The following is a 12328-nucleotide window of genomic DNA, read 5'->3' as shown; positions in this document are numbered from 1 at the left end:
GCGACCGCACCGCCTGAAGATATCGGCCGCCTGCCGGCTGGGAGAGCCGCAGACTACAGGACGGCGCAAATATTTTGTCGATAACGGTGGTTCGTCTAGGTAGCAGCGTTTCCATAGGTGAATAGCGATCTGATCTGCTAATATCATGGAGTAGAAGGACGAAGCCGAGGAAACCGACTCTGTCCATGGAAGTCGATCTCCTCGACTTCGTTGAGCAGTGTCGGCACCTAGTCAAACAAGCGTTGGGAAAGCACGCGGGCGAGCCCGCCAGCGGCGGGTTCGCCCGCTGGAAGCACGTCGTGCTGCACTGTCTTCGCCTCGAAGACGGCCACAGCTACCGAGAAACGCCAAATCGGCTGAAATACATGGCTGAGATTCGTGACGTCCTCAGCTTAGATCGAGACGATCTCCCAGACTACAGCACGATTTACAAATCGTTCGACCGGCTGAAAATGTGGGTGTGGCGGGCGCTGCTGCGCGTTTCAGCGCAGCAGCACCCGCAGTCTGGCCACGCCGCACTCGATAGCACGTTCTTCGACCGCCGCTCGGCCTCGTCGTACTACCGCCAGCGGTCGGGAAGTAACGTTCAAACGCTGAAAGTGACGACGCTAACTGATAGAGAGTCTCTTGCTGTCCTTGACGTCCATATCTCTGCTCGGTGGAAACACGATACAAAGACTGGACCGCAGGTCGTCCGCCGGAACGCGGACGACCTGCTATCCGTCGCCGCTGACAAAGCCTTCCACAACTGGGTCATGAAGTACGAGCTCTACGCGCACGGCGTCGAACCACTCATTCTACAGCGTGGGTCAAGGCCGTTGACGTTGGGACATAACGCACTCATCCGGGCAAAAGGCTACTCTCAGCGTTGGATGGCCGAAACTTCGTATTCGACAACGAAGCGCTCGCTCGGCGATGCCGTGCGAGCGCTGGGTTGGTACCGGCAGTTCCGTGAAATTGTCCTCATGTTCGCCATCTCGAACATGGAACCACTCTGTGAGCCACTCTAACCGTGACTCAGCATCTATTCAACACGGCAGAAAAAGAAAAGGTGGAAGAGACTCTCAATTCCACCCTAATCGTGACGTAGATGAGACGTCAGTCCAATCGGGAATTCTGTCACCCCCCCTTCCTTGGAGGCTGGAACAAATCGATAGGGGTGAGAGGGTGTGTGGGTATTCTTTTGAATTGGTCGAGACGATAACCCCTAACAAATCGTCGGAGGTTACGGAGGGAAACAGTGTAAACCTCTAATACCGTGGATTTGCCCGTCATACCGGTAGAAAAGAAATCGACAGGGGAATCTTTTAATATCCTCGTAGAGTGAGTCCCGGTATGCCCACGGATCCTGGTCCCGAGGAAACCTCCGAGTCCACGGGTTCTATCAAAGATATCATTCTTGAGCAGGAAGAAGCCGCGAGTCTCATCAAGAACCGGTCGCTCCTTGAGCCGAACGAGATCGTCGACGAGGAACGTATCGTCGGTCGTGACACGCAGCTCACCGATATTACTCAGCACCTCCGCGTCGCAATAAGTAACGAACGACCGCCGAACCTTCACCTCTATGGTCCTTCTGGAACCGGGAAATCTCTTATCATCAACGCTGTCTGTCAGAACATCGTCGAACTCTGTGAAAGCCGCGATATCCGGTTCGGCGTCATCCAGATGAACTGCCAGAACGTGGGAACCCTCGGCGCAGCTGTCTACGAACTTTCGCGAAAGGTAGCGAACGACATCGGAACAACTGTCGATGTCCCGGAGCATGGAGTTCCAAACAAGAAAAAATGGCGCGAACTCTACCGTCTGATCAACGACCACTACGATACAGTTGTATTCATTCTTGATGAACTCGATATGCTCGTCGGTCGTCGAGATAAAGACGAGCCAGCCTTCTCCCGCCTTCTCTACCAGCTCTCTCGTGCTGGAAGCACCGACGAGATTACTGCCCAAGTCTCTGTCACTGCCATCACTAACGACACGAAGATGATGGAGAGTGTGGGAAGTCGCGCTCTCAGTTCCTTTACCCCCGAGGACGTTCACTTTAGTGACTACGACGCCAACCAGCTCCGGGAAATTCTCCGGGCTCGGGAGGACGCCTTCCACGAGGATACACTCAGCGGTGATGTCATCCCGCTTGCCGCTGCATTCGCTGCCCAAACCAATGGGGATGCACGGAAGGCGATCGACCTGATGCGAACAGCGGGGTCGATTGCAGAAAAAACAGGTGCAGACAAAGTCCGGGAGGAACATGTTCGACAAGCCCAGGATAAGGTTGAGAAGAACCGCGTGTTGGAGGTGACACGTGGGATTAGTACGCAGAAGAAGCTCTGTCTGTTCGCGACTGCAGCTGTGGCCCGTGAGGCCGGAACTGGTGCAGCAAAGAGCCCGATTGGATACCGGGTGTATCAGTACTTGACAGGAACCCTAGATTCGGATCAGTACCACCAGGAGACGTACGTGAATAAGATGAAAGAACTCACGACGTATTCGTTGGTCGAGACAGAGCGGAAGAGTCAGGGACCACACTCGGGTAGCTACCTCGAGTTCACGTTTGGTGAGAACCCGGAGACCATCATCGAGACGCTCCGAGAAGATTCGCGGCTAGACGACGTCCACAATGACGAACTCCGCACCGTCGTGAATGCACAGCTCAATCAGTAGGGTGTTCATCGAACAAGTCGATAGGGGTGAGGGTGTTATCGATGACTCAGTTCCATCGGTGACAGGAACAAGTCGATAGAGGTGGGTCTACAGATTGTGGTGGTCGCTCACACAACAAATCGATAGGGGCGACTGTTTAGCACTTTGCGTCACCGATACTCTGAAGACCGTAGATGACGCTGGGATCTTTAGACAGGTCGACCTCCTCGAGGATGGCGACCGTTCGCGGGCCGTCGTGCTGCTGAAGACAATCGACGAGTTCATCGGGAGGTGTCGACTGGGTCCACACGTAGACGGCGTTGATCCGCGCAAACGCGAACGGCCAGTCACCGAACTGTGGGGCGACGTACCTCCTCGATAGAGGGTGCTGACGCTGGCGCTGGCAGCGACGAGCTCGCGGGCTGCGTCGCGTACGCGTTCTTCGACTACAGCGAGCCCGTCTCATAGGAAACGTAGCCTGCGTCTTCTAGCCGATTGACGGCCTGTCTCACCGTCTCGTACGGTGTGTGGAGGTGTTGGGCGACACGGCGGATGGAGTTCACCACTCCGATGACGAGGACGATCTGCGTCGGCGAGACGGCGAATGCGGCGATAGCTGCCTCCAGCGCAATCTCGAATTCGCCCATGCTGCTAGCTCTATCACGGAGCCATTCGGCCAACTCCGCTTGCCCGCTGCTGTCGTCAAGGGTTAATCCGTGCTGGGCTATCTCCAGAGCGGCCTCCGACTGGTCGTGTTCCCGAAGGGCTTTGGCCAGCGTGAGTGCTTCTTTCGGGGAGTACAGGTTGCGTCGGCCGTACTCGATTGCCTCGTCGATCCGGTCCGCCTTGACGAGCATGGTGACGTAGTCGTCGATCAGGTCCGCAGTCTCCGCCAGGTTCAGGTACTCCTCGATGCGGTCCTGGCGTTTGAGAACGTTGAGTCGGGCCCTGACGAAGTCCTCAGCATACCACGGCGGATCGCCCTCCCAGAGGTCCGCGTAGCCGATGTCGCCCTGCATCGCCCGCTGGACTGGTTCGAAGTCCCAGTCCCGCTGTGCCGCTTCGAGGGCGACGCTGTACGGTGGCTGATGGGTATAGCTTCCCATCTCCTGTTCCCACGCCCAAAGGCGATCCTCCCAGTCGGCACGCTCGGCTTCCGAGAGGTCAGCCGTGAGTAATGCCTCGGCCAGTACTCGGTCGACCTCGTCGAAAAACTCGAAGATTGCGTTGGAATCGTCGTACGAGAGAGCGAGCCACTCCTCGTCCATGAGTTCGTCGGCCAGCGGTTCGAGGATATCCAGTGCCGTCTCGCCGTCGCCGGCCTCGACGGCTGTCCGTACCTGGTCGAGGAGGTTCCCCAACTTCTCGACGTCAGTTTCGACCGCCTCATACGGGTCGTACGCGTGGGCGCTCCGATCTTCGGTGGGACGGAGAATGTACTGCACCTGCTGGCGGATCGACTCCCGATTGATGTCGGGCCTACGGTCGCGAGCGTCGTCGCCCTCATCTCCCGAGTCTAGTGGTTCGAGCCGGGACTCAACCTGCTCTGCCAACTCCGGGCGACTCTCGACGAGGTCGACGAGAACGTCACGGAGACCCTCGGGGTCCGCGTCGGCGACCAGTTCGGAGACTGGCGGCCGCTCGTCGATTTCGTCGGAATCGCGGACGTATGTCAGGAGGACGGCGACACGGTGCTTGCAGATTCCACCGTGATTGTACGGGCAGGAACACGCCGTGTCGACGACCCCGGTTTCGTCAAGTTCAATTCGCACCTGGTAGGGCTCGTACTGGCTGCCTTCAACCGCCGCTCGGATCGTCTCACCGCGCCGGACGAGCTCGACGACGGCACCCTCGTCGTAGTAGTTTTCCCCCCGGTCGTATGACTGGGAACGTGCCAGATCCCGAACTGCTGCCTCCGTGAGTGTGAGGTCGAAATCCGCCATCCTTATAACGTATCTATGGCCTAAGTCCGTAGTAATACTGTAGGGGGTTGGGGGGTTGTAGGCCTACGAATATGGAACCCAGACGCCTTTCACCGGCTGGAAGACGACGTAGCGTCGATATCCGACGTGTCGGCCGGATGCGCGGTGTGGAGCGGAGTTGCCCCCTGCTCGTGTGTTCTCGGTTCTGTTCAGCCACCCACTCCTCTGCGTCCGCTTTCGAGCCGAACGCAATCTGACAATCTCCTTTGAAATCCGCCTCAGCGAGTAGTATCTCGCATATGACCGGGTTTTTGAGGTCCACGATATAGTCGGCTATGGCTGTTCGTTCACGAGAGCTCCCCTTCAGAATTCTCTAGGCCGGGAAGAAATTATCTCTCTCGTCCCGACACAACAGATATAGAACTGACGACCGAACATCTCCAGTCCGAGCACCTCGATCCGCTTCTCCTCTTTCAGTCCGAGGAAGCGACACTTTGGCATATTGACATTACACATCCGGACGTGGTCGCCGACGATTACGTCAGCGTCAGACTCGCCACAGCCACGATCTGGTCGCTAGACGATGATCGGACATACGCCCTGCTCGTGCTCCGGGAGAAGTATACGTGGAATGACAAAGCGCTCTCCGAACCACTGCGCTATCTCGCTACCCATCTTCACGGATCGGATACGGTCGTAACGGAGACGTTCTCCGTCGAAGTGTTCACGGCGACAGCGGTCAGGTCGCCTGCAGGCCGGACTGTCTGGTGGCATGAAGACTATGTCGACGACCCGCCGGGTGAGGAATAGAGATTCTCTCGAAGCCCAATCCGAGGAATTACGCCGCCATCCGATCAAGAACGCGTATGGATCACACTCGTGAGGCGTTCGCCGACGCACTCTCCCCTGGCGATACCGAGCGCGTGAATCGGGCGATCGACGAAATCGAGAATACCGAACTCGAGGAACGAGCCGCCCTGTTCGACGAGTGTTTCGAGATGTGTCGCGACCTCTACGATGCCGACGGTGGATACCAGCGACAGTCCGTGATCCGCTTTGCTGCTGGTCTGTATCCGCGCCTAGCCTATCGAACGGTCGGTTCGGACCTCACCGACGGGCCGTTACCGGGTGAGTGGACGCTCGACGAGATTGCGACCCACCGCGAACGACTGCGGGACCTCTACGTGGACGCACTCCGCGACGACGACGGCCGTGTACGACGCGCAGCCGCCAAGGCGATCAAGGAACTAGCGCTGACCGCTGAGATGCTCGAAGCCGAGGACGAACTCCGATCGATGATGGACGAACTGGAAGCGCTCGCCGAGGAGTGTGTGGACTCGAAGCGAAAATACGTCGAGCAGGCCTACGAGAACGTTGCCTTTCACGCGGAGAAGCTGTTCCCCCTACTTCCGGACGGGCTTCGGGACGCGCTCGAAGGCGACGACCACAGCAGTGGACGGTAGCTCACTGAATATACTCGTCTGGAACGTGTGTCGGGGGGAGAGCGTTAGTCGCGGAGTTTTGTGCTCCCGCGTCATGCATCCAGATATGCCATTCAGCGTGAGTTGGCGCACGCTTCTCGACGAGGCCGACGAACTCCCCTCGGACGCTACTCTCATCACACCACTCTCGCACAAGCGGTTTCGCATCACCGACACCTAGGAATACCGCGTGATCATCTAATTTAGAGAGTCGGGTGACTCTCGTAGCAGATCTGGCGAAGGGGCCTTCCCGGGCTGACCACGAGTCCGATCAGTCCAGACGATCAAGCGAGCCATAGAGTTCCTCGTTCTGAATGTGGGTACAGAACTGTGCGGAAAGCCGACAGCAGTCCGCGGCATCGGTGAACGTCCGGACACTAGCCCCAGAGATATTCGATACTCTTGATGATTCTGACCAGACCGTTGAGAGTATTCCAAAGCCCGGAATCCGGGAACGCACTGCGATTTCCCGCGCGTTCAAGCAAGGAATGCCCGTCTCAGAGTTCGACGAAGACTGCGACCAGATCCCGAATTTCGATCACTTGGCGGACCTCGTAGAGGAACACAGTCATGCCTAATGAGGACGACCGTTTCGGAGATGTCGCCGAGCAGCTCAAACAAACGGAGGAAGAGACGGCGTCAGACGACGAACGTACTGACACGGAGGATGAACCGCAACCGGATGAGGAGATAGCTACTGAGGACACAGAGTCGGAGACTGAGTCCGCACCTGATCAAGATAAGGAGGATCTGGACGAATCCACCGGTGGGCCGGCTTTCTCCTTTGACGAGACCGATATGCACGGCTTCTATGTCCGAGAGGAGACGTGGAATGGTGTCACCCGAATGCGATCCTCGGTGACTGCCGTATGCTCAATGTTTGACGTCCCCAAGTTCGAGGGACGAGAGTTTCAAGATGCGTGTCTCCGGGTGATTGCGAACCACGGTGACGAGGTCGCTCTCCAGATCCTCCGAGAGCGCGGTATCGAAACTGATGAGGAACGTGTTCAGGAAGTTGTGGAGATGCTGAGCAAGCAGGCCGCGAACGATTAACCTCAGATTCGTCCGATTTTCTTCACTATCTAGGTTTCATACATAATGTACATAATGTAGATTGTTCTGACTCCCATCCGCTTGCAGTCTCGCGATCATTCACGGAACTGGATCTAGACGGTGGTTGCGTGTAGTCCGAAATAACGATCCCGCTCATTTGTAGAAGTCAGTACTTAGGAGTTGCTCGAACCAGTCATTGGTGTTGAGGACCCAGCTTAAGAAGTTCAAGTAGCCCTGTAAGTGGTGTTTTGAGACGCCTCGAAACCTTCGTAACCAGTTGCGAAGGAAGCTGTATCGATTCTCACAGCTGTTTGTGTGGGCATCACCGACGACGTAGTGTTCGTCGTGATTGATGGCTAAATGGCCATCAATCTCGTCGTACTCGTCGATTCCGTCGTAGATACTGTACTGGTCGGTACAAAGGATCACGATCTCATCGCCGTACTCGGCGATGTCTGCGTCAACGTCTCTGAGATCATCGCGGACGAGGAATCGAACTCGTCCGTCACTCCGACGGACGAGTGTTACGACGGGTGGTTTGTCTGAATCGAAGGTTCCGCGTCCTTTTTTGAAAGTCCGCGCTCGCGCGGACTTCCATCCTTATTTTCGAGTCCCTTCTCGCCAGCAACGACATAGACTTCGTCAGCCTCACAGACACCAGAAAGGTCAAACTCAGGATCCTCGGCAAGCGCGTCTTGTAGGTACGGTCGAGTTCTTGAAAGATCTCGTTCGTCGTATGTTCTTCCATCCCTCGAATGATGTGGAACATCTCTGGAATGGTGAGCTGATGTTCGGCAAACACCGTCCCTGTGAGATCATTAAAAATGCTCTCACAGTCCTGACAACGATAGCGTTGAGCGTCCTTTCGCGTTGTTCCTTTCTTGATCGTGTCCGCACTGCGGCAGTGCGGGCACGTCACCTCGTCCGGCCATCGCTGTTCACGCAGATACTCTAAGCAGTCCTCTTTGTCCGGCAGAAAGACCTCGTTAACACTCTCTGCTGACCATATTGGATAGAATCACGAGCTCCAGTTATGAAAAAGTACTCACCACTACAGAAGAGCGATCCCGGCAAAGAAACTGCAAGAGCTGGGCAACGATTAGCGCTCGATTAATTCACCAGTCTTAATCAGTGCCAGTGGATCATACCCGTCCTGATAGACCGTATAGAGATAGTACGCAAATGTGAGGAAGGCAAGTACCAGACCGAAAACAAGCCCCTCCATTGAAGAGTTCATATCTGATATTATGAACACTCTGAAAATATATGTTTGGGTCACTCAGCGGCTTCAGGGTGGTTGACGAGATATCCCGCAGGTGGCCCGTGAGTTCCATGTGTGCTCTAATACATTCGCTGAGGTACTCTTTGAGTGCTAACCGAGTCTTTTAGTTGACCGGGTTTCCGGCAGCAGGTCTGCTGATTCTTGGAGTGATCGTAGTAGTCCCGGCAAAAACTGAAAGAACCAGACGACTAGCGTTCAATCACTGTACTGCTTGTCTTGATGTGTAAACTTTGCTTCACTGGCATGGATACCGACGATCGGCTCCCCACACCGGCTACGGCGTGAAGTCGATCTCTGATGCGTCGCGAGTCGCTATCGCCACATGGTCAGTTCCCTGTATAGTCCCGTAGATCAGCGTCTCGGTTGTATCGTCGTAGAGACGGACGTAGTTGTCAGCAGTTCCAGTAGCGTCTGGCGCTGCAAACTGCGTCACATCCGCAAACTCTTGAGTTACTGACTCATACCGGTCATTGTCATCGTCTGCAGTGACAGCACCTGAGGTGGCGGTCACACCAAGCGCTGTCGCTACAGCCGTGAGGTATGTTCGTCGATTCATCCGTCAGTAAACGCCGAGTCGTCGCGGACGTTCACTGAGATGCCCTCACTACTCTCCGTAACGTAGAGAAGCGTGTTTGCCTCCGCATCATGGAGTCGGAGCTGACTGTCGACACTACTTGATTCCGGCAGAAGAAGTTCAGACACGTCGTCGAACTCTTGCTGGGAAGCGTCGTACCGTTCGTCGTCATTATCGTGTGACATAGCTACACTTCTGGGTAGGGGGTTGAGAAGTTTAACTGGGCCAGTAACACCGGTGTTACATAGTGGTATGGATGTCGCCAAACACCTACAAATGCGTCCCGTTTAGCATTAGATATGGTACACTTGGCCATAATAGTTGAAACAATAAGGGAGAATAGAGCGAAAGCATCTCAGGAGGTGCGTGTATAATGGCTATTACAGGTGCCGAGGGAGTAGCACTTCTCATCGGCCGCATTCTGTTTGGGGGTGTGCTCGCGTTTACTGGTCTGAACCATTTTTTCGAAACAGAAGAAATGACTGGCTATGCAGAGTACAAGGGCCTCCCGGCACCCAAGGCTGGTGTGCTACTCTCTGGGGTCCTCCTCATTCTAGGCGGGCTCGGGATTATTGCCGGTGTGCTACCTGCGGTGAGCGCAGTGGTGATTGCTGGGTTCCTTATCGTTTCTGCGCTCATATTCCACGACTTCTGGGCAGTCTCCGAGGAAGAACAGCAGACCGAGATGACGCAGTTCCTGAAGAATATTGCACTAGCCGGCGGTGCGCTCGTTATCGTTGCGATCGGGCCACAGTCTTGGGCATATAGTCTCGGTATCACTGTCCTCTAGACCTGCTTGAATCTAAAGTACCCGTTTTTGCGGTGGGTAGATGTCTCCTCCGTACCGATATCTGATTGTTTTCGAGTTGATATATCAGCGGGCCCCGGAGCGGTCGGTCGAGCACCCGCGGGCTTTCGAGGACTGGTCCATCTCGGTCACGGTCGTCGCGGTCGTGTTGCCGGTAGTCCTACCGATGGAAAACACCCCACCGTTTCCGCTGAAAGAACCCCCCTGTTTCGAGTGTTGTTGTGGGCCGTCGCGGCGGCGATGACCCAGTCCGACAACGCGCGAAATTTCCTGTGTTGTGAACCTGATAGGATTGCGGTCGTCCCCATCGAGTGTCTACTGTCTCGCCCACTGTGTCTTCCTCTTCGCTCAGGGCCCACTACCCCGTGTGCAAGATGACTCTCCCCACTGATCCTCGAGTCAGTCCTCCGCCATTGTCGCCATGATGGCCGCCCACCCAGTCGTCGCGATCTCCCTTCCACTCTGGCTCTGGCCTGGCCCACTGTCCCACCGCCGCCGACGTCCACTGTCCGACCTCAGTCTGCACTGCCGGCGGCCCACTGCTGTCTCGCCACACCTGCCTCTCACCCTTCGCACCTGTCTAGTCATCCTGATAGTTCGCCCCTCCTGGGGGTCGCCCCCTTGGCGCTCGCCTGAAGCCCTCTTTCGGTCGGCTCTGGCTTCACCTCTGTTTACCCCCCTTTCTCTTTGGACGCTACCCCCGGGTAAACATTGGCGATAAGCGGCGCAAAATCGCCAAAATAATCTTTACTCTGCTCTAAGCCTGTGAGTGGTGTTGTGATTATTTATTTCAACCGCAAAAATTTGAGAAATGGGAAAAGAACATCTAAGCAGGGAGTATATCGGAGTTATGGCTGATTTAGAGCCGTAATAACCACGCTGTTGGTGTTGTGATGGCTGTGTAAAGTTGGTATTCGGGCGATTTCAGCATTTCCCCATATTATTCGCCGGTATACTGTTGTGATTGTCCTAAGAAGTTGGTATTCGGTTGATTTCGGTGTTTTCCTATCTTTGAGATGGCTGGAATGAGGAAGTACTGTTGTGATTGCTCTATAAAGTTGGTATTCGGATGATTTCGGCATTTTCCCATAACTGAGATAGAGCGAATAGAACTACTTTCGAGAAAATGCCGGTATAGCGCCCTGAAACATTGATTTATCAGCAAAGAGGCTGTTTGAGCCGAAGTGATTATACAATAGTATGAACTCTAATAGGTTTAGCCGGCAAATCAAGAACGGGAGTGGTCCTACACGAAAACGTGTGGGCGTAGTGAGCGTCAGAAAGGAAGCACCAGCAACGGACTGGGTTCGGTTCCCGTCTATGTCAGGCTTGGTACTGACCCGTGCTGCCACTGTCGTCGAGCTGGTCGTACATCGACTCGGGGAAGGGCAAGCTCTGGTAGATGTTGTATGGACAGAACGATTTGCCGATGCAGTGACGCTGCATATCGTGGTTGTCACAGTTCATTGGGAGCGGGGCTTCCCCGTCGATTTCTCCGTGTCGCAATTCATAACGCGCCTGACAATCAGTAGTCTCCTCGTCGTACCAGTCCCACTTATTTTCGAAGAGGTCGTGGATGCCATCAACTACTGCGTCTTCGCGCTGGGATTCTATCAACTCTCTCCCGGAAGTCCAAGCAGGGTTTACATACCAGTCACCCATCAGCTACAGGTACGTACTCGCGCCGTCGTGGGACCTGCCCTACCAGGTCCCGGCGCGGGGTCGCGGTCAGTCAGCGGGTGAGTTCGGAAACCATCGCAACCCATGCAAAACACGCACGCAGTTCAACAAAAAGGTAGAGGTATCGCTGTCGCGCTCAGGCCGTCGCGACCTGAGTCAGCTCCGGCAATTGTTGTCAGTAAGTTAGCCATTATATTTTATACACATATTCACCGAGTGTGCAAAAAACCAGAATCGCTCTGCTTTTACTGACTGTAGCTCTCGCAGGCTGCAGTGGCATTCTGCAAGAGGATTCAACGGCGCCGGCAGACGGTATCGGAGAGAGTGGAACCGAGGTGCCACCAACTCAAACTGAACAGACAGCAACACAGGCAACGGCGACACCGGACCCAGCTGATATCGATAGCGACAATGATGGGTTGTCTAATGCACGCGAACAAAAACTGTCTACAGACCCAAACAACTCAGATACCGATGAGGACGGTCTTTCTGATGGGGCGGAACTAAACACGCATGGAACGGACCCTACAATAGCCGACACTGACGGAGACGGTCTTTCTGATGGGGTGGAACTAAACACGCATGGAACGGACCCTACAATAGCCGACACTGACGGAGACGGTCTTTCTGATGGGGTGGAACTAAACACGCATGGAGCGGACCCTACAATAGCCGACACTGACGGAGACGGTCTTTCCGATGGGGCGGAACTAAACACGCATGGAACGGATCCAACACTAGTTGACACGGGTGGGGACGGTCTCGCTGATGATGCAGAACTCAATAAACACGGTACCAATCCGCGGGCAAACGACACAGATAGTGATGGATTGAATGATGACCGAGAGCTTGATCTTAGGACTGATGCATCAGATAGTGATACTGACG

10 protein-coding genes and 4 pseudogenes are annotated in these 12328 nt (G+C 55.1%); 8 read left to right on the top strand and 6 right to left on the bottom strand.

The annotated features are described in order from the left end of the window. The first annotated feature begins 185 nt into the window (after positions 1-185). Together G9463_RS21745 and G9463_RS21740 are read left to right on the top strand one after the other, a co-directional pair. Positions 186-1010 (top strand): IS5 family transposase, encoded by an 825-nt coding sequence (locus G9463_RS21745; RefSeq protein ID WP_007189998.1) that lies wholly within the window; start codon positions 186-188, stop codon positions 1008-1010. 325 nt (positions 1011-1335) lie between these two features. Then, a complete protein-coding gene (locus G9463_RS21740) occupies positions 1336-2661 on the top strand; it encodes an orc1/cdc6 family replication initiation protein (protein WP_007189981.1) in 1326 nt (441 codons plus the stop codon). Between the two features lie 154 nt (positions 2662-2815). On the opposite strand, the pseudogene G9463_RS24165 reads toward G9463_RS21740, so the two are convergent. Then, positions 2816-2941, bottom strand: a pseudogene (locus G9463_RS24165) (AAA family ATPase); the annotation flags it as partial. Between the two features lie 145 nt (positions 2942-3086). Beyond that, positions 3087-4583 (bottom strand): SWIM zinc finger domain-containing protein, encoded by a 1497-nt coding sequence (locus tag G9463_RS21730; protein WP_240150112.1) that lies wholly within the window; start codon positions 4581-4583, stop codon positions 3087-3089. A gap of 501 nt (positions 4584-5084) precedes the next feature. Here G9463_RS21730 and G9463_RS21720 point away from each other — a divergent pair. The 4 genes and pseudogenes from G9463_RS21720 (at position 5085) to G9463_RS21705 (ending at position 7096) form a co-directional block, all read left to right on the top strand. Continuing rightward, entirely contained in the window at positions 5085-5372 is a 288-nt protein-coding gene (locus G9463_RS21720) for a hypothetical protein (protein ID WP_240150111.1), read from the top strand. A 56-nt stretch (positions 5373-5428) separates the two neighbouring features. Then, positions 5429-6025 carry a hypothetical protein gene (locus G9463_RS21715; RefSeq protein ID WP_165897809.1) on the top strand — a complete coding sequence of 199 codons (597 nt, stop codon included), beginning with the start codon at positions 5429-5431 and terminating at the stop codon, positions 6023-6025. A gap of 401 nt (positions 6026-6426) precedes the next feature. Further along, positions 6427-6621: pseudogene (locus G9463_RS21710) on the top strand (ParA family protein); the annotation flags it as partial. Continuing rightward, positions 6614-7096 (top strand): hypothetical protein, encoded by a 483-nt coding sequence (locus tag G9463_RS21705; RefSeq protein WP_007189957.1) that lies wholly within the window; start codon positions 6614-6616, stop codon positions 7094-7096. The pseudogene G9463_RS21710 and the gene G9463_RS21705, both read left to right, overlap by 8 nt. A gap of 153 nt (positions 7097-7249) precedes the next feature. On the opposite strand, the pseudogene G9463_RS21700 reads toward G9463_RS21705, so the two are convergent. From G9463_RS21700 to G9463_RS21690, 3 genes and pseudogenes are all read right to left on the bottom strand, one after another. Next, positions 7250-8105, bottom strand: a pseudogene (locus G9463_RS21700) (IS1595 family transposase). Positions 8106-8652: 547 nt separating this feature from the next. Beyond that, complete coding sequence (locus tag G9463_RS21695; protein ID WP_007189961.1) at positions 8653-8934, bottom strand: hypothetical protein; 282 nt, start codon at positions 8932-8934, stop codon at positions 8653-8655. Further along, a complete protein-coding gene (locus G9463_RS21690; RefSeq protein ID WP_007189962.1) occupies positions 8931-9137 on the bottom strand; it encodes a hypothetical protein in 207 nt (68 codons plus the stop codon). Before G9463_RS21690 ends, G9463_RS21695 begins: the two co-directional genes overlap by 4 nt. A gap of 188 nt (positions 9138-9325) precedes the next feature. Here G9463_RS21690 and G9463_RS21685 point away from each other — a divergent pair, with 188 nt between their 5' ends. Further along, on the top strand, positions 9326-9742 hold the full coding sequence (locus G9463_RS21685) for a DoxX family protein (RefSeq protein WP_007189963.1): 417 nt from the start codon (positions 9326-9328) through the stop codon (positions 9740-9742). Between the two features lie 1341 nt (positions 9743-11083). Here G9463_RS21685 and G9463_RS21680 read toward each other — a convergent pair. Beyond that, positions 11084-11377 carry a primase-associated protein gene (locus tag G9463_RS21680; protein WP_240150110.1) on the bottom strand — a complete coding sequence of 98 codons (294 nt, stop codon included), beginning with the start codon at positions 11375-11377 and terminating at the stop codon, positions 11084-11086. 281 nt (positions 11378-11658) lie between these two features. On the opposite strand from G9463_RS21680, the pseudogene G9463_RS21675 reads away from it, so the two are divergent. Further along, a pseudogene (locus G9463_RS21675) lies at positions 11659-12328 on the top strand (hypothetical protein); the annotation flags it as partial.

This window comes from Haloarcula sp. JP-Z28 (assembly GCF_011440255.1).
Taxonomy (GTDB): domain Archaea; phylum Halobacteriota; class Halobacteria; order Halobacteriales; family Haloarculaceae; genus Haloarcula; species Haloarcula marismortui.
Note: the sequence above shows the minus strand (reverse complement) of the source record. Positions and strands in the feature narration are given on the sequence as shown.

What these genes read in the sequence shown, in the direction of transcription:
- G9463_RS21745 (WP_007189998.1), top strand. Translation starts at nt 186, where the DNA reads ATGGAAGTCGATCTCCTCGACTTCGTTGAGCAGTGTCGGCACCTAGTC.
- G9463_RS21740 (WP_007189981.1), top strand. Translation starts at nt 1,336, where the DNA reads ATGCCCACGGATCCTGGTCCCGAGGAAACCTCCGAGTCCACGGGTTCT.
- G9463_RS21730 (WP_240150112.1), bottom strand. Translation starts at nt 4,583, where the DNA reads ATGGCGGATTTCGACCTCACACTCACGGAGGCAGCAGTTCGGGATCTG.
- G9463_RS21715 (WP_165897809.1), top strand. Translation starts at nt 5,429, where the DNA reads ATGGATCACACTCGTGAGGCGTTCGCCGACGCACTCTCCCCTGGCGAT.
- G9463_RS21705 (WP_007189957.1), top strand. Translation starts at nt 6,614, where the DNA reads ATGCCTAATGAGGACGACCGTTTCGGAGATGTCGCCGAGCAGCTCAAA.
- G9463_RS21695 (WP_007189961.1), bottom strand. Translation starts at nt 8,934, where the DNA reads ATGAATCGACGAACATACCTCACGGCTGTAGCGACAGCGCTTGGTGTG.
- G9463_RS21690 (WP_007189962.1), bottom strand. Translation starts at nt 9,137, where the DNA reads ATGTCACACGATAATGACGACGAACGGTACGACGCTTCCCAGCAAGAG.
- G9463_RS21685 (WP_007189963.1), top strand. Translation starts at nt 9,326, where the DNA reads ATGGCTATTACAGGTGCCGAGGGAGTAGCACTTCTCATCGGCCGCATT.